We start from the raw sequence: 20,482 nt of genomic DNA on the forward strand, positions 1-20,482 counted from the left end.
TTAAATCGGTTATCGGGCGTTCATACACCGAGTTCTGGAAACAGCCAGATGACAGATTCGCCGGTCGCGTCGACAGTCGGCCGCAGACGCGCCGGATCGATTCGCGGCGTGTTCACGTCGATTCGTGCTCGCCCGGATCACGATGACCCCGCGATCGCGTTCTCGAGAATCCCCTGAGCGTCGGCGGTCAACTGGTCGACTCGAGGCGCCGTTCGCGCTTCGACCGTGATTCGGACGACCGGTTCGGTACCGCTCGCTCGCAGCAGGATCCAGCCGTCTCTGACGTCGGCGTAGGCGCCGTCGAGCATCCCGACGTCGGTGTATCGTTCGCAGACCTGATCGCGGATTCGATCCATCACGGCCGTCTTCTCCGCGACCTCGATCGACTGGCGGTAGATGGGGTACGTTTCGACGTCCTCGACGAGCGAGGAGAGCGACGCGCCGTCGCTGACGAGTTCGACCAGTTTACACGCAGCGAGCGGCCCGTCCGGACACAGCGTCTCCGTCGGCCAGATCCACGCGCCGCTGGGCTCACCGCCGAAGACGACGTCCGGGCGCGTCGCGCGGTCGGCGACGAATTCGTTACCGACTCGCGTTCGACTCACGGACCCACCGACTGCCGCGAGCGCGTCGTCGACGACCATGCTGGTATCCACCGGTGCCGCGACGACGTCGCCGGCGGTCGCGACGTCGCGCGCGAACAGCGCCATGAGCACGTCTTTCGGGACGAACGTCCCGGTGTCGTCGACGGCCACCATTCGGTCGGCGTCGCTGTCGTGGGCGATTCCGAGCCGGACGTCGGTCGCCTCGACGAGCGACGAGAGATCGGTGAGCGTCTCTCGAGTCGGTTCGCTCGGCCGACCCGGGAACTGACCGTCTCGGTGGCCGTTCAGCGTGACGACGTCACAGCCGAGGTCGGCGAGCGCGCGGGCGGTGATCGCACCCGTCCCGTTTCCGATATCGAGGGCGACGGTCGGCGGGTCGTTGATCGAGACGGCGTCCGTCACTGCCCTCGCGTGGCGATCGACCGCCCCGTCGAGGGGCTCGATCGAACCGTACTCGTTCCAGGCGCCGATGTCGTAGTCGTCGCGTTCGACTCGCGTCGCAATCGCACTGCACTGCTCGGGGTCGAACGCCTGCCCGGACGCGGACCAGAGTTTGAGTCCGTTGTCGGGTGCGGGGTTGTGGGACGCCGTCACGACGATTCCGGCGTCCGACTCCGTCCACGAGGCGGCTCTGGCGACCGTCGGCGTCGAGACGATACTCGCCTCGAGCACGTCCGCTCCACACTCTCGAAGGCCAGCGGTCAGTGCATCGAGCAGCGCCTCGCCGCTCTCTCGAACGTCGCGTCCGACGACGACCCGATCGTAGCCCTCGGAGGCGACGGCTCGACCGACGGACAGTGCGAGCGTCGTCGTTACTTCGTCTCCGGCGGTTCCTCGAATACCACTGGTTCCGAACATACGCGAACGATCGATGACGCGGCGATTACTATGGGTCAGTTAAGAGACGAGCTGCGTGCTCAGTCCGTCGTTCCGACAGGAAACGCGAACACGCGTTCGTCACCGAGAGTGGAATACGGAAAATCGAGCGCGGACACCGTTCGCGTGCAGATCCCACGCGCTGGCTACGACGTGCAGAGCCCGCCCGTGAATCAGTGAACCGAACGGCCGTCGACGCCGTCGGTCGTCGCGAGCGAGTCGGTGACCGTCGTCGCGACCGTCGCCAGCGTGAAGAGGCCGACGATGAGTACGGCGAGCGTCAACTCGGGGATCTGGAGCAACCCGGCCATCGTGGCGACCAGCAGTCCGGTGCTCGCACACGTCGACGTCACGTGATAGTCGTTGACGGCGCTCGTGACGATCGACTGGAGGGAATCGCGGCTCGAGCCGTCGGTGTCACCGGACGTCTCCTCGAGATACGGGCGGAATATCTCGATCCGGTCGGTCGGTCGAACGATCCCGCGGGACTGCTCGTACTCGATGATTCCCTTCTTGTCGAGTTTCGGGAGGTGAGACTGATAGAGCGGGATGTAGGCGCGCTGGCGCTGTGCCGACGTCAGGTTCGCGACGGTCGTGTCGTTTTCCGCTGCAGCGACGTACTCGGCGACGTCGCTCATCTTGACGGGACCGTCCTTGTCTATCAGATACGTGATCGCATCCCGTCGACGGTTCGTCTGTAGCACGTGGAAGATGTCGTCTTGGGAGAGCGTCGACGATCGGTCAGACGCGATAGCGTCTGCGGGTTCGTCAGAGCGGCAGTGGTGTTGGTTCGATGTGGGCGTCATGGTCTGCATTCCAAGCAGGTTCGTAGATCGATGTAAAGCTTCTGTTCTAGAAATCACTCACAAATATTTTCATCGGATATTACAGAAATTAGAGAGCCTACGCTCCGTGTGTTCTAAAACGGTCGGTAGAGACGAAGATCGCGGCGTCACCGCAGAGCGGTGGATCGTCCCGTATTGTTGATCCCTCGAGTACTACTTCGAGAATGCGACCGACCACCCAAAAGCGTAGTACCAACACGCTTTGGATCGCGTGTGACTCTCTTCCAGGCACCGGCGCTCGACGCCGCTTCGGTACTGGGCTCGAGCCACCCGAGACCCGCTACGCACGACGTCGTACACCGAGACGTGTTTCGTGCGGCCGCGAAACCCGGCCGTCGCTGACTCTCGACCACCCGTCGTCGTCGGCGGGGGCTGAAACGGCGACCGCTGGTCGGACGAGGTTGCCATATCGAACACTCGACGGCGGAGGCTTCTAAGCGTAGCCCGCATTCCCGGTCACTGGGATACAAGCTCAGTTGTAGGCGTACACCGTCGTGAAAGGCACGCTCGCTGCGCGTGCGAACTGACCACTGGTCGATTCGCCCGCCTCACGTCTACTCCGCTTCGAAGGATGAGGGATCGTGCCAGTTCACCACACGAACAATCACAGCAGTATCAGTTCAGCGTAACTGCCAAAACGCTCGTTGGACGTCACCCCACTCGGTGAAATCGAATACCCAGTACAGTTCGGAGAGTCCTTCTTCGACCTGATACGCGATTTTCCCCTCGTATTCTTCACCGTCGTTCAGTGTCGCGCCGTCGAAGTCCTCGAGCGCTCGCAAGATTCCCGGCGCGTGGTCGTGGATTCGTCCGAACTCGTCCTTGAGCTGGACCTGTTTTGACAAAAGCGTCCGGTCACGTCCGCTCCCGTTTTCGACGGTGACGCCGACGGCGACGATTTCGTATCCCTCGTCGGACTGCATGAATCCGCCGAGGTTGTTCCCGTGCTCGAGGCTCGCCACCGTGATTTCGATATCCGCTCGTTCGACTCCCTGAGAAAAGCCGAGCACGTCGTCGGCGAGGTCGTGTTCGAGCGACTCGCTGGCGGTCGCGTCCCGCTTCGCAGCGAGGGCGACGGTGCCCGTCTCGTTTGCCGTCAGTGACTCGAGTTCGAGCACGAGTTCCTCGGTATCGTCGCCGATCTCGTAGACGAGGTCGCCCCGAACGACTTCACCGGGTGCGAGGTGACTTTCGGTTGGATCGAGCGCCGCAGCGTCGAGTTCGTCGACGCGGTCGTACGTTTCGTCGTCTTCGTCGCTAAGGGTGACCGTTACTGCGTCGTCGACGTCCACCACTGCCTCGTCACCGACGTGCTGGAGTGCGAGGTCGACGACCGCGAACGCCGCTCCGTCGTCCGCCTCGAGAACTTCGCGGTCCGATCCGGTTACGACGTCCGCGACCAGATCCAGATCGGCGACGACGGCGTGCAGGTCACCCACCTCGAGGCGGTCTCCGATCCCGAACTCGGGAGTCGTCCCGTCCGACTCGTCGCTCCCATCTGAGCTACCGGGCTCGTCGCTCGAACCGGAGCCGTCGGTCTCAGCGGCCGACCGTGTTTCGTCGTCGTCGTCACGCGCCTCCCTCCCGTCGTCCCCGTCACTCGTGCAGCCGGCAATAGCGATCGTTCCACCTCCGATCAACGTAAGGTACGTTCGACGGTCGATGCGGTCCATAGTCGGTACCGGTTACGCCGGGGGAAGTACAGTGGGTGAAGACGCTCGCCGAACGGGGAAGCATCGCGTGGAAGTGGTGGGACCGTCGCTCCAACGGCCGAGGTCCCGCTACGAGTAGCGACCCGATTCTTCGACCTGTCTTCATACTCCGTCAACGCCTGTTCGTCTTACAACGCCGATGACAACACACTGCACTTACTGCGGGGACTCCGTTCCCGACGACGACTACGAAACTCACCTCAGGCGGACACACGCCGACGAACTGACGGGGATCGACGAACGACGAGTGGGGACGTCGTCCGACGGGTCGAAGCGCCGAAATATGGCGCTCTACGCGGGCGCCGGCGTCATCCTCGTCGTATTCGTTCTCGGATACAGTCTGGTGTTCCTCGATTCCGGCGCCGACGCCAGTTCCGCGGCCGTCCAACCCGACGCGACGGCTCAGATACACGAACACGGACTGATTACCGTTCAGTACGACGACACCACCGTCGAGTTTACCGAACCACGGTACATCGAAGCCGACGGTTGTTTCCACTTCCACGGAGGCGACGCTCAGGTCTGGCACGCTCACTGTGAGGACGTCACGATCGAGTACGCCCTCGAGACGCTCGGCATGGACGTGACGGCCGACACGTTCACCGTCGACGGGCAGACGTTCGCCGAGGAGGACGGTGACGACGTCAGTGTGACCGTTGACGGCAAGGAGGTCGATCCGCAGGAGCACGTGCTCGAGGGCGTCGAATCCATCGACGAGGCGGGTGATGGGGCGGGTGACACCGTCGAAATCGTCGTCCAATCCGGTGACTGAGCGGTCGCTTCGGGCCCGGATCACCCGGAGCGGCCGTAGACGGGAACAACGTGCATGGCACAGCGGACCTAACGCGGGTGACTTTGTTTCCTAATCTTCGCCGTCGTTCACCGACCCTATACGATCCTACCCGACGTTCGAGACGGTATATGACGTACCAGAACCCGTCGCTGTGCATTACCTGTGGCCACACGTACGAGCAGGAGAAGAGATACCACGCCTACTACTGCGTCGACTGTCGCCTGAAACCGAGTGAGCAGCGCGGCGTGCAAGCGTAGTATCTCCCTCCGAATCCCCGAACGACCGGCTTTTACCGCGATTCTTCCCCACTCTTCGTCGTCTCTATTTGACCGGGACCACCGAAGAGCGACCAGTCTAGGGACCGATTCCGCAGCGTAACTGACAGTCATACTAGATATTGGACAGAAACACATGATAGACCGAGTTGGTGTCCTCGCGTTGATTGCTCTCGTGGTGTTAGGTGGCGTCGTTGCGGCGACTGGCTCCGTCACTAACGGTGACGACAACACCGTCATATACACCATGGACGACGAGCGATGCGACGTGAGCGAACACCTGGACGAAACCGTCGATATCGCGAACGAGATCGACGAGCGAGAGAGTCAAAGCGAGAGCGAGCGTGATCGGGCGAACAACGATCACCGCGAGAACGAACGCGACTACGACGTTAGCGAGAGCGACAGCGAGCGCGACAGTTCGAGCGCTGTCGACGAGAGCGACCGCGACGTCAGCGAGAGCGATAGCAGCTCCGACAGCGAGTACGATCGCGACGGAAGCAGTTCCGCCGTGAACGACCGCGACGAACGACGCGACTCGAGCAGCCAGCGCGACGCCAGTTCGAGCGACGAGAGCGAACGCGACGTCAGCGAGAGCGAGGTCGACGATACGGACGTCGAGACCGACGAAAGTGAGCGCGACAGCGAGCACGACGTCAGCGAACACGACGCGCACGAGTCCGACGCCGACAGCACGCGTAGCGAGACCGACTCGAGCGCCAGTGACAGTGCCGCCGACGAGAGCGAGGCGGGCGCCAGCGACAGTTCGAGTGACACCGCCGAAAGCGAGAGCTCCGCCGACGAGAGCGCGAGCGATCGCAGCGAGAGCGACGTCGACCACGACGACGCCGAGCGCGACGTGAGCGAACGCGACAGTAGCGATACCGAAGCGAACGAAAGCGAGACTGCGTCCGACGAAAGCGACCTCGAGGAGCGCACCGCGGACGAAAGCGAACGCGACGTCATCGACGGAGAACGCGACGAGCGCGACAGCGAGCACGACGCCAGTTCGAGCGACGAGAGCGATCAGTCCGCGAGCGAGACGGACTCCGAACGGATCGACGCGGACCGATTCGACCGCGGTGACGACGCCGACGTACAGGAGCACGTCGACGCCGAGAACGCCAGCGACAGCGAAGCGAGTGAATCGAGCGAGCAGGACGAACGCGACGGCGAGCGCGAGACGAACGAGTCGGACCGCGACGAGAGCGAGCGCGAGGCGAGCGAGAGCGACCGCAGCGAAAGCGACAGGAACGACTTCGACAGCGAGTCCTTCCGCGGCGAGAGCTTCGAGTCCGCCCTCGACGACTACGAAAGCACTCGAGCGGGCAGCGAGAGTTCCCTCGACCGGAGCGACCGCGACGCGAGTACTGCCGAACGCGACAGTTCCCACGCCGACTTCGACAGCGAGGAGTTCGCCGGAGATCGCACCGAATCGGCGAGCGAGCAACGCGACACGAGTCTCGACACCGCGGATAACGACTCCGAACGCGACGAGAGCCGCCGTACCGACCGCGGCAGTGACAGCGACCGAACCTCGATCGAACGCGACGGGAGTACGTACTCCGACGAACGCGACGAGAGCGATCGAGACCGCAGCGAGTCAACCGAGTCCGCACTCGACACCGAGAGCGAGAGCGACAGGGGAATCGACGAGCGCCAGGACACCGACACCGAACGCGAACGGGCCAGCGATCGCGACAGCGACCGCGACGAGAGCGAACGCGACCGCAGCGAGCGCGCGGACGAGAGCGAACGCGACAGTCAGCGCGACGAAAGCGAGCGCGAACGCGGCCTCGAGACGCGTGACAGCGACCGTAGCGAGTCCGACGCCGACAGCGAGAGTGAACGAACGGAGAGCGAGCGAGACCAGAGCGAGCGCGAACAGACGACAGACTCGGACTGTGAGACGATCTCGGAACGACTGATCGTCACCGGCGACAGTCCCCAGGAACTCGAGCGAAAAGGCGTCCTCGTCGAGAACGGTGACGGATCGTACGACGTCGACGTCAGCAAACTCGAGTGAGGCTACATCGACCGGAGCAGTTCCGGCCCGCGTATTTTTCGGCGTCTCGGTTCGAAGACGATCACGTACGCCGCCACGCGGGTGTCAACGAGGGTCCGTCTTCGCGGAGACGGCGTTTCTCGCACGCCGGGTGAGTTTCGAGCAGTGGCCGCGTTCCGTTCGGCGTCCAATCGACGTTAGAAGGCCCGATCTCCCCCGTATCTCCCCGAGGCTTCGTCTCCAGTTCTTAACACCCTCTGGCAAAGAGGGCAGTGACCTACGAGATAGGTTTCGAGCATAGCATGAAACAGAAATTAACGATCCTCACAGTGATCGGTCTCTTGCTGTTGTCCGGAGCGGCCGGCGTAAGCGGGGTGGCTGGAGCGAGTTCCGGCGCCAATATGCAAGTGAACGATCGGTGTGACGAAGGCGAAACCGCCGAAGATAGTACGTCGACGGCAGCCGACAAGGAAGACAGTCAACGTGACAGTAGTAGCGAGCACGATCGCTCCAGTAGCGATCTCCGAGAGAGTTCGAACGACGCCGATTTAAGCGAACGTGATAGCTCGAGTGATAGCTCGAGCGACGTCGACGAGAGCGAACGAGACCAGAGCGAGCGCGACAGTTCGAGCGACAGCGCGTCCGACCGCGACGGAAGCAGTTCCGACGTGAACGACCGCGACGAACGACGCGACACGAGCAGCGAGCGCGACGTCAGCAACGTCGACGAAAGCGACCGCAGCGAGAGTCAACGCAATATCGACGATGCGGACGTCGTGATCGACGAGAGCGAATCCGACCTCGACCGTGACGTCAGCGACCGCACCGAGAGCGAGTCCGATCGGGACAGCACGCTCAGCGAGAGCGACTCGAGTGCTAGCGACAGCGCCTCGGATGCGAGCGAGTCGAGTGCCAGCGACAGTTCGAGCGACACCGACGAGAGCGACAGCGCGTCCGACGAACACTCGAGCGAGTCGAGTGCCAGCGACATCGACCACGACGACTCCGACATCGACGTGAGCGAGCGCAACTCGAGCTCCACCGACGAGAGCGACAGTTCGAGTGATCTCGACGAGAGCGACGTCGACGAGAGCGACAGCTCCGAGAGCCAGAGCGACACCAGCGATCACAGCCTCGACGAGAGCGACAGCGACTCGGAGAAGAGCGAAAGCGACGAGAGCGATAGCTCCGACAGCTCGCGCGACTCCGAACACGACGAACGCGACTCGAGCGACCGCGGTGAGAGCGACCGCGACACCTTCGATCGCATCGACAGCAGCAGCGACAGCGACTCCGACGAGAGCTCACAGAGCAACAAAGACTCGAGCGAGAGCGACCGCAGCGTGAGCGAGAACGCCTTCGACGAATCGGAGCGCGACGCGAGTCAGAACGACCGCACCCAGAGCGACCGCACGAGTTCCGACAGCGACAGCGACTCGAGCTCGAGCGACGACTCCGAGCGCGACGCGAGCAAGAGCGACCGTCACGGCTCCGAGAGTTCCCTCGACGAGAGCGACCGTGACGCGAGTACCGCAGACAGCGACCGGACCCACAGCGAGTCCGCCAGCGACCAGAACACGAGCGACAGCAGCGACTCCCAGAGTGATCAACAGGAAAGCAGCCTAGACAGCACGGACAACGACAACGAACGCAGTAGCAGTGCAAACGACGAGCACGAAGTCTCGAGCGACCGCACCTACAGCGAGAACGACCAGAGCACGACCACTGACGAGAGCGACGTGAACGAGAGCGACCGCAGCGAGAGCAGCGAGTCCGCACTCGACTCCGACAGTGAGAGCGACACTGGCGTCGACACCATCGAGAACACTGACGTCGAAAGCGAGTCCAACAGCGACACGGACAGCGCCTCCGACAGCAGCCAGAGCGACCGCAGCGAGAGCAGCGCCGACAACGAGAGCGAGCACAGCCTCGACAGCAGCGACAGCGACAGCGACGTCGACAGTCGCGACAGCTCCCGCAGCGACTCCAGCACCGACTCCGAGAGTGCGAACTCCCAGAGCGAGTCCGACGACAGTAGCTTCGACGAGTCCTACGACTCCAACTGTGGCCACGGCGACTCCGACGCGGACGACGACACCGACAGCTCCGACAGCATCGAGCGATCCAACGTGACCTCGAGCCTCGGCGCAGCAGTCGGGAACCTCGTGTCCGCCATCCTCGGCTAGAGACGCGAACGCGAACCGCCGGTTCTTTTTTGGTTCACCGTCGACGACTCGAGAGCGGCCGCATCGGATGTCGTTCGAGTCGAACGAACGCTGTGACCGCTGTCTCCGTCGACACGTTCCATCGCCCGCAGAACCGTCCGTGCGCCGTTGTACTCGACCAGCGTGCGGGTATTGAGGGACGGACTCGTGCACATGCAAGACCGCCGACGAACGCAACGGGTATCGCGACGGAATGTTATAAGGATCAAGGAGAATACCCGCGCCTTTAGGCGTGGGATGAATCCGACAGCTCAGGATTCATCCGATCATCCGTTGTGACACGGGAGTTCCCGTTAGAACTCCCCGAGATAAGTCCGACGAGGTCGGCGTCGCCGTGATCGACGGCGAGGCGGTCGTCCTCGTGGAAGATCGATCATCAGTAGCGACATCGATTCCGAGTCAGTAACACCATCGACGTCGGGCGTGGAAAGCGTCCGGACGCGTCAACCCCGTTTTCACAGCCGATACAATTACTGATTCGGCAATTCTCGAGGCCGCCCATGCTGTTGTCGGGTGTATCACATCATTAGGGAGCGTGAGGCTCGAAGAACCGATCGGTGTCCCGTCGTGGAGTGGTCGAGGCGCTCAGAGTGACGGTAATGAACGTCAGATCTCCTCGTCGGAAAACTGCCGCTGCAACGATTTGTCCGTCCGATCTCACAACCACCGTACGTGCAATGACTTTCGGTAATTCTCGCCGCCGATCGATTAGTCGTCGACGGGCTTCGTGACTCGTGAAATTTCGATGTCGAGGTCGGGGAGATCCTCGTCGCTACAGCGATGGGTCCACGCGCCTTCGGGTGAAATGTCGTTCGCCGTGGCGCTCGTAATGAGATCGCAGAGGGCGCTGTGGAACTCAGATTCGGTCGTAATAGGAAAATCGATCGATGGGTTGGGTTGCATTTGTGATCACGGTATCCGTTTCTGAGACTCGGTTGGGAACCCGAGAGCGTTGCTGGAGCGGGCTTCCACTCTCACTTCAGGATAACACAGTGAGATACGCGCTCGTTACAGATAACCTGTGTGCCAAAGGATGTCAATTGGTGCATCTTCCGAAACGGTCGAGTTATCTCGATTCCAGTTCGTGTCGAGGGGGATTCGCCGAGACCCCCTGTTCAGCGGTCGAGAACAGCGGACCGTTCACGTGCTCGAGACCGGACGACTGATAAATATCGTCGATCACGCGCTGGACCGCTAACGCCTCTTCGACGGTGTTTCGCTTCGGATCGACGTCGCGTTCGACCGCGTCGAGGAACGCGCGCGCCTGCCGCTCGTACGGATCGATTCGGTCGATGTTGATAACCGTTCGGCGACCACCATCGAATAGCTCGAGTCGTTCGTCACCGGGGGTCAGTTCCGCACTCCCGTCGATACCGTCGATCACGAACGCCCTGTTGTCGGACCCGTTCGTCCGCCAGGCGACTTCCAGAGAGATCGTCGTTCCGTCAGCGCAGCGAATGAACGCGCTCGCCGCGTCTTCGACGTCGAACGAGCGGTCGGGACCCCGGCGAGTCGTTCCGACTACTTCTTCCACGCGAGGAAAATCGAGGAGATACAGCGCGAGATCGATCGCGTGAACGCCGATATCGATCAGCGCGCCGCCGCCGGAGATATCTCCCCGAGTGAACCACCCGCCGTGTTCCGGAACACCGTTCTGGCGGACGTAGTTCGCCTGTACGTGCGTAAGCTCGCCGAAGCGACCGGCCAGCTGAAGTCGTTTGAACTGTTCGACGACGGGGCGATAGCGGTTGTGAAATCCGATCATACAGACTCCGTCCGCCGTCGCAGCGACGTCGGCGATTCGCCGGGCGTTGACCCAGGTATCTGCCATCGGTTTCTCGAGAAACACGTCGAGTCCGGCTTCGAGAGCCGCGATTGCGTACCGCTCGTGATACGTATTTGGTACGGCGATAACGACGGCATCGACGACGGTGAACAGGTCGTGATGGTCGTCGAATACCGGCGCGGTAAAACTTTCGACGAACCGTCGCCGCGCATCGTCGTTGCTATCAATCCCGACCACGTCCGCACCGAGTGCAACGAAACGCTCGGCGTGAAGGTGACCGATATTTCCGAGACCGATGATTCCGATGGTTGTGTTTGTGGGTTTCATAGTCGTAACCAGAGACGCTGCGAAATGTTACCGAGACGAATCGATTAGGACGGGGTGATCCGAGCTAATCCACGCGGTGGGCCGACGCATATCGTAGATGACGGCCGATCCCTCTTCGGTAGCGAACGACACGAAGCGGGCGAGACGATCCGGCCCTTCCCCGTCCGAAATAACCGATCGATTTGGATTGTGTCTGCCGTGGTACATCAGTGGATCACGGATTACTAGAGGTGCGCTCGGGGGATTACGTTTCAGCCTAATTATGTGTTTTTCGCGGCCCATCTGCGTGACCGACAGCCGGTATCGTCGCCTCGATGCCTCGATAAGTAGGTTTCAGAAGAGACGACCGGACCTGTTTCGTGCGTGGTTTCGGACTAGACGGAGCATCGTAACGAGTCGGCGTACGTCGATCGCCGGTCGCTTCGAAAGCGGCTTGCTATCCCTCCGTTCCGTCCGATCGATTTCGAGCGCTACGGTCGGGTCGTGAATCGGGGAGCGGAATCCACCCGTCCCTTCTCTACTCGCGGTCATCGTTCGTCGCCTGTTAAAAAGGGTGCCGAGACTGGTATCGCTATGAGACGACGCACATTGCTGACAGCGGTTGTTGGAGTGGTCCTGGCGGGCTGTTCGACGGCGGAGTCCGACGGCGACCCCGAAGCGGACGAGACCGACAATCGATCGGCGTCGGGTACTGGAGCGGGCACGGAGAGCGAGGAGTTGAGCGACGCCGACATCCTCGAGCAGTTCGGTTCCGAACTCGAGGCGAGCGGATTCGACGAGGTGGTCGTCGACGCGGTTGACGACGGTATCGAAATAGGATACGACGCGAGCGGAACCACCGAAGACGACGTTGCTGCGGAAATCGAACTGATCGCAGACGGGTATACGAGCACTATCGAATACGGGCTGTCGTCGACGCACCTCGACGCGACCGCCTTCGATCCGGACGATCAAGAGCCGCTCGATCGCTTTTCGATCGACAGCGAGTGGATCGACGCGTATCTCTCGGAATCGCTCGAGTGGCGCGAGTTGCTCACTCGAATTGCGGAGACGTTCGAGTCGGAAGAGCCGGCCGACGAGGAAGGGGATGAAGCGGAGCCAGACGCCGAGGGGGAGAGCGACCCTGACGAGGAAGGCGAAGGAGACGACGAAACGCAGAGCGACGATAATGGCGGAGATGGTGGCGATAGTGACGACGGAAACGACGGCGACGACGGCAGAAACGAAACTGAGGGAGACGGCGATGACGGCGGAAATGTAACTGAGGGAGACAGCGATGACGGCGGAAATGTAACTGAGGGAGACGGCGATGACGGCGGAAACGAAACTGAGGGAGACGGCGATGACGGCGGAAACGAAACGAAGAAAGACGGCGACACGAACGATGAATGATACCCGCGGTTGGTCCTGAACCGCCTTTGGAGAGGACGTACGCCGTCGGATCCACCACGTTCGAGGGGGCGAGTCGAGACTGGTCGGATCCGGACTACGCGTTCGGTACGGCGGCGACGTACAGCGTGAGTGCTCCCCCGTCGCTCGTCGAAACCGATCCGGGACCGAACGGCGGCGAAGCCGTCGAGAACTCGGGACCGTCGACACAACAAAGACGCAGTGACGCGAGAACCCCGGTCGAAATCGAATGGGATTCCTCGAGCCCCGTTATCGCGCGAGGAGCGTATACAACAGTCACAGAACGACGCCGTACACGGCGTGGCCCAGCAGACTCCGGACGCTCCAGTCTGGCACGGGTGGTACCATCTCCGTCATCACACCGACCAACGCGGGAACGACGGACGATACGAGGACGATTCCGTAGGCGAGCCCGGCAGCTTCCCTCCCGCTATCGAGTCCGCCTCGTTGTCGCGATCCGTAACCGTGCTAATCCTTGACAACCACGTTTCGAGTGGTTATACTGTTCTGTTTCTAATGCAAGACTATTATTTCGTAATTTTGTATGGAACACTTATCTCTTCAGGAGGCGTCAAATTACGCTGATGAACGCCGCATCTCCCCGAGTCGACGACACGTTTTTCGAGGACGTGATAGAAACCGTTACCGAAGGTGTGGTCAGTTTCGAGGCCGACGGAACGATCGTTTTCGCCAACCGGGCCGCACGGGAACTACTCGGATACGCACCCGGAGAGTTGCTCGAGCGATCGGTCGGCGAACTGCTCCCGGACGACCAGCGATCGGTATTTGACCGCCTCCAGCGGCGAACGACGGGAACAAAGGAAGAAACGGTTCCGTTTGCATTTCTGGACCACCGCGGCCGCGAGGTTCCAGTCACTCTCGCACTGCACCGTGCGACGCGGACCGACGACCCGCTGTATATCGCCAATTTTCACGAACTCGCGGGCGGTGACGACTCACCTACAGTACGAGCGCCGAGGTCGACGTTCGAACCCGTATTCGAGCACCCGTCCATCGGAATCGCCGCCTTCGATCCCGAATCGTGGAGGATCACCGACTGCAACGATCGATTTCGAGATCTTCTCGATCACTCGAGCGACGACGTTCGCTCGCTCGAACTCGCAGCCCTCGCTCCGAGCGACGAAGATTCGCTTCGAACGCTCCTCTCGGCGACGATCGATGAAGGATGGGGTTGGAGTAACGATATCAGGCTCCGGGGCGGAGGTGGCGAAGACGTCCGCGTAGTGATCTCGACGTCGACGATCGGACGCTCGGATCGGCTGCGCGTGCTCGCAAGCGTCCATACGTACGTCCAACGAACCGAATACGAACGTCGACTCGAGGCACTCAACGAAGCGGCTCGAGAACTCATGGTCGCTGAAACTTCCGAGCAAGTCGGGCAGATCACCGTCGACGTCGTCGAAACGGTACTGCAACGAACGTTCGCGGCAGTGTGGTGTGCTACTGACGACGAGGACGTCCTTCGCGCTACGGCCGCGAGCCAGGAAGCCACCAGTGCATCGGGCGGATCGGCGGCGGAACCCATCGCGCCGATCACCGCCGAGACGGCCGAGATGACGGTTTTCGAGGACGGCGAGCCGATGATTCTCGAAGCGTACGAGACGGTCACAAATCCGGCACATCCGGAGATGGGACTCGACAAACGGCTCGTCGTTCCGCTCGGAACGCACGGTCTACTGGCAGTCAGTTCCACCGGCAACGAGGAGATCGACGCCCCCCTGCAGGAACTCATCGAGATCCTCGGAAAACACGCGCGAACGGCGTTCGACCGACTCGAGCACGAGCGGCTGCTTCGCCAGCGTTCCGCGGTTATCGACGCAGCCATCGACGGGATGGCGATCGCGAACGAAGACGTCGTGTTCACGTACGTGAACGACGTGTACGCCGACCTGTTCGGATACGACGATTCGAGCGAACTCGTCGGAACGAGCTGGATGGATCTCTTCGGCTCGGGCGAAATCGAACGCTACGAGTCCGAGGTGCTCCCGGTAGTGTCCGAGCGGGGATCGTGGCGCGGAGAGGCGATCGGGAGATCCCGGACGGGCGACGACGTTCCGCTGGAGATCTCGCTCTCCGTGCTCGCCGACGGCTCCTCGGTCTGCATCGCTCGCGATATTACCGAGCGGAAAGCTCAGGAGCAGCAACTCGAGGCGCTTACCGACGGTCTCCGATCGTTGATGGCGGCAGAGGATAGCGAGGCGGTCTGCCAGACGAGTGTCGACACGGTCGAGGACGTTCTCGGCTTCGAGCGGGCCTGTATGCGTCTCTTCGATTCGGACACGAATCGCCTCGATTGCGTCGCGCTTACGGACGCGGCCGAAGCGCTGCTCGAAACGCAGCGGGCGTACGACCTCGAAGCGACCCTCGCCGGTCACGCGTTCCGAGAAAGGCAGACGGTGATCAACCACCGAGCGCCCGAACGGCGAGGGAACGATCACTCGAGTCTACACGTGCCGGTGGGAGAATACGGTGTTCTTACTATCGTCTCCGACAGCGAGGAGGAACTCGACGAACGCAACGTACAACTCGTCGAAATGCTGGCCGTCAACGCGAGAACTGCGATCGCTCGGGCGGAGCGAGTTCGGCAACTCAGAACGCACGAACAGGAGATGCGCCAGCAGCGTGATCAACTCGAAACGCACAACCAGATCAACAATCTCGTTCAGGAGATCGGTCGTCGACTCCTCGAGGCGACGACGCGCGAAGAACTCGAACAAACGATCTGTGAACAGCTGGTCGACACCGAACTGTACCAGAGCGCGTGGATCGGTGATATCGAGGCGAACACCGACCGAATCACGACCCGTGTCGGGTTCGGAATCACGGACGACGATCTCGAGGCGATCAACGAGATGTCGATCTCGAGCGTCGGACGCGGGACCGTCGAACGGATGCTCGAGACCGGTTCGCTCGAGGTCGTGAGATCCTACCAGTTCGCGGGTGAGTACCCGAACGGTGAGGAGTCGTCCACGGAAGTCCTGTCCACCGCAGCGATCCCCCTCACGTACGGCGATCAGCTGCTCGGCGTACTGGTGGTAAACGGTACGGGCGGCAGTCCCTTCAGCGAAGAGACGGTAAGTGGATTCGAATCGCTCGGGAAGGTGACCGGGTTCGCCATCAACGCGACCAGGAACAGGCGGCTGTTACTGACCGACTCGGTGATCGAACTGGTGCTTCTCGTCGAGGATCCACAGCGGTTCTACCTCGCCGTTTCCTCCGAACTCGACTGCGAATGCCGGTTCGAGCGATCGGTTCCGATCGAGGCGGGGAAGATCCTCAACTACCACACGGTCACGGGCAGTGATCCGACATCGGTTCTGGAGGTCGCTGCGAACTCCGCGCAGATCGAAAACGCACGCGTGATCAGCGAGGGCGACGATAGCCTCCTGCTCCAGACGCTCACGTCGAAGTCGACGGCACACGTCGCCCTGCAGGCCGGTGCAACTCTCCAATCCGCGGTCGCCATCGGTGGTGAAGCGCGAATCGTTCTCGAGACCCCGCAGACGGCCGACGTCCGTAAAATCGTCTCCCTATTCGACGAGCAGTTCTCGAACGTGGAACTCGTAGCGAAACGGGAGCGCGATCGATCGATCGAGACCGCAACGGAGTTTCGCCAGGCCGTCGACGACGGTCTCACGGAGAAGCAGCGTTCGGCGCTCGAGTCGGCGTACGCCTCCGGCTACTACGACTGGCCTCGAGCGATCACCGCGGAGGAACTCGCGACATCGATGGATATCTCCTCGTCGACGCTCCATCAGCACTTGCGAAAGGGTATTTGGAGCCTCCTTCGGGCATTCCTCGACGACCAGTCCGAGTGAACACGGGACGGACGGTACGACTACCTGCTAACGTATTCCGGTCGGAGGAGTTGACGTAATTCGGCGTCCGACGGTTGTTCTCGGGCCTCGTAACGAACGGGAAGACGTGTGTGGTGGCTACGTAGAACGCGAACGACCGCTGCGCATCGAAAACTCACGCAACTCATGGTATCGTACGATAGTTCCGACGGTCAACGTACCAACCCCGAACACCCACTCATTCCGACGACCATCGTCGCCGATATCGATCGCAACGGGGTAGTCACGATCTACGACGAGCATCGAGAGACGGCCTGGCTCAGTTCGACGTTTGCGGTCTCGCTCAAACACGTGGTGTGAACGACGGTTCGACTCGAGTCCGCAAAGGGTCGCGTCGTCGGCCGACCGGTCGTCCGGAACTCGAGCGATCGGTTGGTCGGGAGTCGTCCGCGCGTCGTGGGTGTGCCGTTCGAACGCACTCGCCGTCGAATAGTCCCGGGTCTTCCCGATCCACACCGTCGCTTCGACCGGGGTTTAGGTTCGAGGTGGCCCCCTCTGTAGACGACACGAAGCCACTTCGGTCGAACGGCCAGAGTCGTGTCGAGAAGATCGCAATCATGGTTCAGAAGCTACAGACACGACCCAGGAGGAACCCACGTGGCGACGAGCAGGTCGCCTGGGAACACTTTTGCAGAACGGGGGGTATCGTCCCCGAATACGCGTACGTAATCGCGAGAGAATTGAAAGTACGACGCGAACAGGACAATCGGGTTCGGGACACGGAGACGTGATCGACGTGTTCGGCGGAACTGAACCGACGGTCCAGAGTCGGACGAGGAGACCCCCTACCGCTGCTGAGCCGATCTTCTCCGGTGGTAATTGGCACCACAACGAAGCGACGAACGGCCACCGGACGGTGCGATGACGACACACATCAAACTTCACGGATCGAAGGCACACCGGTTCGAAGAAGTCAAACTCGAGTTGAGCGAGCGGATGGGCTACGAGCTGAGCAACCCGGAAGTCCTCGGGCTCCTGATGGCGGGGCTCGGTTCGGACACCGTTACGACCACCGAAAAGCGACCCTGAGTCGACTCCCGACCACCTACCGGTAGCCGGAGTGTTCACTGGACGTCGTTCGAGTGCCGATCACTCCCCGAGGGTCACTCGCGTCGTTTCTTCGGTCGTCTGTTCGAAGTAGTCGGTCACCCGTATCGTGACGTCGTACGCCGCTTCGTCGTCGTCGGCGGCTCCGTCTCTGAGCGAGTCGGTTCCCGACGCTTCCTCGCCCCTCGCCATCGAACTCGACTCGTCGACCACCTCGTCGTCGCGACACAACTCGAGTTCGACGCCGTCGAGTTCCTCGCCGTCGTCCGAGACCGCCCAGTCGACGACGGCTTCGGGCGTTCCGAGGAAGTCGTCGGTCGTGACCTCGAACCGGTCGATACCGGGCGCCGGAGAGCGCTCGTCGAGCGACGTTTCCTCGGTCTCTTCGGTGACGTTCCCCTCGGCGTCCGTAACCGTCAGCGTGATTTCGTACTCCTCGCCGGCGCCCTCGAAGCGATCGCTGTTTCTGACCGTGTGGATGCCGCTCTCCTCGCCGCCTTCGATCTCGGACGCGACGCGGTGGAGTTCCTCGTCGTCGTCCGCGTAACGAAGTTCGGTCGCGACGAGTTCGAGGTCGCCGTCGCGATCTGCAACGCCCCAGTGGACGTTGCACCGAACGAACTGACCGTTGCTGTCGTCGGTGAGTTCGAACCGTTCGATCTCCGGAATTCCGGGTTCCGGGTCGGTTTCGACCGTCGCCGTCTCGCCGCTCGTCCGCTCGTTACTTCCGTCGGCAACGGCTTCGACCTCGTATTCGGTTTCGGGCTCGAGTCCCGCAATGTCGTCCTCGTACGTCCCGATCGAGTCGCGGTCCTGCGAGTCGGTTTCCTCCCACTCGTCGCCGTCTCGCCGAACGCTGAACGATACCTCGACGCTTTCGGCGTCGCCCAGCCCTTCGAGTTTCCCGACCCCCTGAATCGTTCGGTGATCGATCGCCTCGACGTCGCCCGTTTCGACGGCGAGCTCGTCGAGTCCGGTCGCGAACGTCTCCACGTTCGCCGTCGCGGTCTCGTCGCCGTCGTCGAGGACGCCACGGACGTCGTACTCGGTTTCGGGCGTCAGCTCGTCGATTGCGACGCTGAACTCGTCTCCGGGCTCGATCGACTCCGTTTCCGTCTCGGTCCACTCGGACTCGTCCGATTCGCGCCACTCGAAGCAGACGTCGACCTCGGACGCGTTCTCGATCGATCTGACCGACCCGTTGAGCGTCGCGGTGGTCGCACGAACGTCGGTGACGTCCTCGGTGGTGATCGGTTCGAGTTCCTCGAAGGCGTCGAACGCGTTGAGGAGACCGAACCCCTGCTCGTCCTCGTCGAAGCCGACGTCTTCCGCGGTTTCACGGAGGAGTCCTCGAGCGCCACCGGGATCGTCGACGTCGTCGGTGTTTTCGGCGTGTGGAACCCCCTGGCTCATCAGCTGAGCACCGATGGCCGCGACGTGCGGCGTCGACATGGACGTCCCCTCCAGATAGGCGTACTCGTCGTCGGGCAGCGTCGATAGGATGGCGTCACCCGGTGCCACGAGTTCGATTCCGTCGCCGCGGGCCGACCAGTCCGGAACCTCGTCCCGGTCGTCCGTCGCACCGACGGCGATACACTCGTCGTAGCCGGCGGGATAGTCGACTCCGGCGACTGAACCGCCGTTGCCCGCCGCAGCAACGACGAGCACGCCGCGGTCGTACGCGTACCGCAGGGCATCCTCGAGCACCTGTGCCTCGTCGCTCCCGCCGAGACTCAGGTTGATGACGTCAATGTCGTTGTCCGCACACCACTCGATGGCGGCTGCGATGTCCGAATCGTAGCCCGAACCGTCACCTGCGAGGACTTTGAGCGCACAGAGATCCACGTCGGGAGCGGCTCCGACGACGCCAGTACCGTTGTCCTGTGCAGCGACAGTCCCCGCACAGTGGGTCCCGTGACCGATTTCGTCGTCCCACTCGGTCGCACAGAAGCCGCCGTTACACTCGGTGAACGCTTCGCCGTCGGCCACCTCGAGACTCTCGTGTTCGGGATCGATCCCGGAGTCGAGAATCGCGACCGTCGCGCCCAACTCCGTTCCTCCCTTTCCGTGGAAATCCGTGGCGCCGATCCGTTCGACGCCCCACGGCGTCTCCTGTTCGTCGGACAGATCCACGCTCTCCGACGGTTCGACGGCGCTGTGGAGCTGTTGTCGGCGGACGTGGTCTTTCTCGACGTATCTCACGTCCGATCGGGCCTCGAGCTTCCGACGGACACCCTCGTCGAAATCGCCGACCACGACGCTCCCGCCCGACGAGAGGTTCAGCGATCGGTACAGCTGCGTCGCACCTCGGGAGACGCTAGCGGTCGACGTTCCCGCCTCGAGACCGACGACGTATCGATCCTCGTCCCCGTTCTCGTCACCGTCTCCGTTCGTGTCCTCGGCGGACGCCGTGATGGCACCGAACAAACCGACGAGACCGACACCGAACGACCCGAGGATCGACCGTCGCGTAGTCCCCTGTCGAACAGTGAGCGGTAAAACGAAGAGAAGTAGACCGAGTAACGAAAGCAGAGCCGTACGGAGATACCGTCTCGGGGTGCGTATCAGAAACGGCACGGTTTCGGCGGTAATCGACCGCACCGACAGCCCCTCGCCGCGACGGGCTTCGCACTTCTCTCGATCGTCCGGGAGGGCTGGCGTGGATGCTTCGTCGATCGGGTGGGATCGTCCCTGTTCG

Annotated in this window: 14 protein-coding genes; 8 read left to right on the forward strand and 6 right to left on the reverse strand. The window is 62.1% G+C overall.

The features are described 5' to 3' along the window. Positions 1-137: 137 nt before the first annotated feature. The 3 genes from glmM to ACSFC7_RS11460 form a co-directional block, all read right to left on the reverse strand. A complete protein-coding gene (gene glmM / locus ACSFC7_RS11450; protein ID WP_436347812.1) occupies positions 138-1,463 on the reverse strand; it encodes a phosphoglucosamine mutase in 1,326 nt (441 codons plus the stop codon). A gap of 191 nt (positions 1,464-1,654) precedes the next feature. After that, positions 1,655-2,287 (reverse strand): DUF7344 domain-containing protein, encoded by a 633-nt coding sequence (locus tag ACSFC7_RS11455; protein WP_436347813.1) that lies wholly within the window; start codon positions 2,285-2,287, stop codon positions 1,655-1,657. A gap of 659 nt (positions 2,288-2,946) precedes the next feature. Continuing rightward, positions 2,947-3,999, reverse strand: coding sequence for a DUF4352 domain-containing protein (locus ACSFC7_RS11460; protein ID WP_436347814.1), 1,053 nt, complete (start codon positions 3,997-3,999; stop codon positions 2,947-2,949). 178 nt (positions 4,000-4,177) lie between these two features. Between ACSFC7_RS11460 and ACSFC7_RS11465 the strand changes: the two genes are divergently transcribed. The 4 genes from ACSFC7_RS11465 (at position 4,178) to ACSFC7_RS11480 (ending at position 9,297) form a co-directional block, all read left to right on the forward strand. Then, positions 4,178-4,810: a hypothetical protein gene (locus ACSFC7_RS11465; RefSeq protein WP_436347815.1), complete on the forward strand. Its 633-nt coding sequence runs from the start codon at positions 4,178-4,180 to the stop codon at positions 4,808-4,810. Between the two features lie 149 nt (positions 4,811-4,959). Continuing rightward, positions 4,960-5,088, forward strand: coding sequence for a hypothetical protein (locus tag ACSFC7_RS11470; protein WP_436347816.1), 129 nt, complete (start codon positions 4,960-4,962; stop codon positions 5,086-5,088). Positions 5,089-5,242: 154 nt separating this feature from the next. Further along, the gene (locus tag ACSFC7_RS11475; RefSeq protein WP_436347817.1) at positions 5,243-7,132 is read left to right on the forward strand and encodes a hypothetical protein; all 1,890 of its coding nucleotides are present in this window, start codon (positions 5,243-5,245) and stop codon (positions 7,130-7,132) included. 281 nt (positions 7,133-7,413) lie between these two features. After that, complete coding sequence (locus ACSFC7_RS11480) at positions 7,414-9,297, forward strand: hypothetical protein (protein WP_436347818.1); 1,884 nt, start codon at positions 7,414-7,416, stop codon at positions 9,295-9,297. 747 nt (positions 9,298-10,044) lie between these two features. On the opposite strand, the gene ACSFC7_RS11485 is transcribed toward ACSFC7_RS11480, so the two are convergent. Continuing rightward, complete coding sequence (locus ACSFC7_RS11485) at positions 10,045-10,239, reverse strand: hypothetical protein (RefSeq protein WP_436347819.1); 195 nt, start codon at positions 10,237-10,239, stop codon at positions 10,045-10,047. A gap of 163 nt (positions 10,240-10,402) precedes the next feature. Next, positions 10,403-11,449 (reverse strand): Gfo/Idh/MocA family protein, encoded by a 1,047-nt coding sequence (locus ACSFC7_RS11490; RefSeq protein WP_436347820.1) that lies wholly within the window; start codon positions 11,447-11,449, stop codon positions 10,403-10,405. A gap of 573 nt (positions 11,450-12,022) precedes the next feature. Between ACSFC7_RS11490 and ACSFC7_RS11495 the strand changes: the two genes are divergently transcribed. The 4 genes from ACSFC7_RS11495 to ACSFC7_RS11510 all read left to right on the forward strand — a co-directional run bounded on the left by ACSFC7_RS11495 (position 12,023) and on the right by ACSFC7_RS11510 (position 17,766). Continuing rightward, positions 12,023-12,841 carry a hypothetical protein gene (locus ACSFC7_RS11495; RefSeq protein ID WP_436347821.1) on the forward strand — a complete coding sequence of 273 codons (819 nt, stop codon included), beginning with the start codon at positions 12,023-12,025 and terminating at the stop codon, positions 12,839-12,841. Between the two features lie 602 nt (positions 12,842-13,443). Further along, entirely contained in the window at positions 13,444-16,698 is a 3,255-nt protein-coding gene (locus ACSFC7_RS11500; RefSeq protein WP_436347822.1) for a bacterio-opsin activator domain-containing protein, read from the forward strand. 165 nt (positions 16,699-16,863) lie between these two features. Next, positions 16,864-17,037, forward strand: coding sequence for a hypothetical protein (locus ACSFC7_RS11505; RefSeq protein WP_436347823.1), 174 nt, complete (start codon positions 16,864-16,866; stop codon positions 17,035-17,037). 519 nt (positions 17,038-17,556) lie between these two features. Further along, entirely contained in the window at positions 17,557-17,766 is a 210-nt protein-coding gene (locus tag ACSFC7_RS11510) for a hypothetical protein (RefSeq protein ID WP_436347824.1), read from the forward strand. A 60-nt stretch (positions 17,767-17,826) separates the two neighbouring features. On the opposite strand, the gene ACSFC7_RS11515 is transcribed toward ACSFC7_RS11510, so the two are convergent. Then, a complete protein-coding gene (locus ACSFC7_RS11515) occupies positions 17,827-20,211 on the reverse strand; it encodes a S8 family serine peptidase (RefSeq protein WP_436347825.1) in 2,385 nt (794 codons plus the stop codon). Positions 20,212-20,482: the final 271 nt, after the last annotated feature.

The sequence above is a fragment of the Natronorubrum halobium genome, from assembly GCF_051351675.1.
Taxonomy (GTDB): Archaea; Halobacteriota; Halobacteria; order Halobacteriales; family Natrialbaceae; genus Natronorubrum.

Coding starts and splice junctions, on each gene's coding strand:
- glmM (WP_436347812.1), bottom strand. CDS start 1,463: ATGTTCGGAACCAGTGGTATTCGAGGAACCGCCGGAGACGAAGTAACG.
- ACSFC7_RS11455 (WP_436347813.1), bottom strand. CDS start 2,287: ATGACGCCCACATCGAACCAACACCACTGCCGCTCTGACGAACCCGCA.
- ACSFC7_RS11460 (WP_436347814.1), bottom strand. CDS start 3,999: ATGGACCGCATCGACCGTCGAACGTACCTTACGTTGATCGGAGGTGGA.
- ACSFC7_RS11465 (WP_436347815.1), top strand. CDS start 4,178: ATGACAACACACTGCACTTACTGCGGGGACTCCGTTCCCGACGACGAC.
- ACSFC7_RS11470 (WP_436347816.1), top strand. CDS start 4,960: ATGACGTACCAGAACCCGTCGCTGTGCATTACCTGTGGCCACACGTAC.
- ACSFC7_RS11475 (WP_436347817.1), top strand. CDS start 5,243: ATGATAGACCGAGTTGGTGTCCTCGCGTTGATTGCTCTCGTGGTGTTA.
- ACSFC7_RS11480 (WP_436347818.1), top strand. CDS start 7,414: ATGAAACAGAAATTAACGATCCTCACAGTGATCGGTCTCTTGCTGTTG.
- ACSFC7_RS11485 (WP_436347819.1), bottom strand. CDS start 10,239: ATGCAACCCAACCCATCGATCGATTTTCCTATTACGACCGAATCTGAG.
- ACSFC7_RS11490 (WP_436347820.1), bottom strand. CDS start 11,449: ATGAAACCCACAAACACAACCATCGGAATCATCGGTCTCGGAAATATC.
- ACSFC7_RS11495 (WP_436347821.1), top strand. CDS start 12,023: ATGAGACGACGCACATTGCTGACAGCGGTTGTTGGAGTGGTCCTGGCG.
- ACSFC7_RS11500 (WP_436347822.1), top strand. CDS start 13,444: ATGAACGCCGCATCTCCCCGAGTCGACGACACGTTTTTCGAGGACGTG.
- ACSFC7_RS11505 (WP_436347823.1), top strand. CDS start 16,864: ATGGTATCGTACGATAGTTCCGACGGTCAACGTACCAACCCCGAACAC.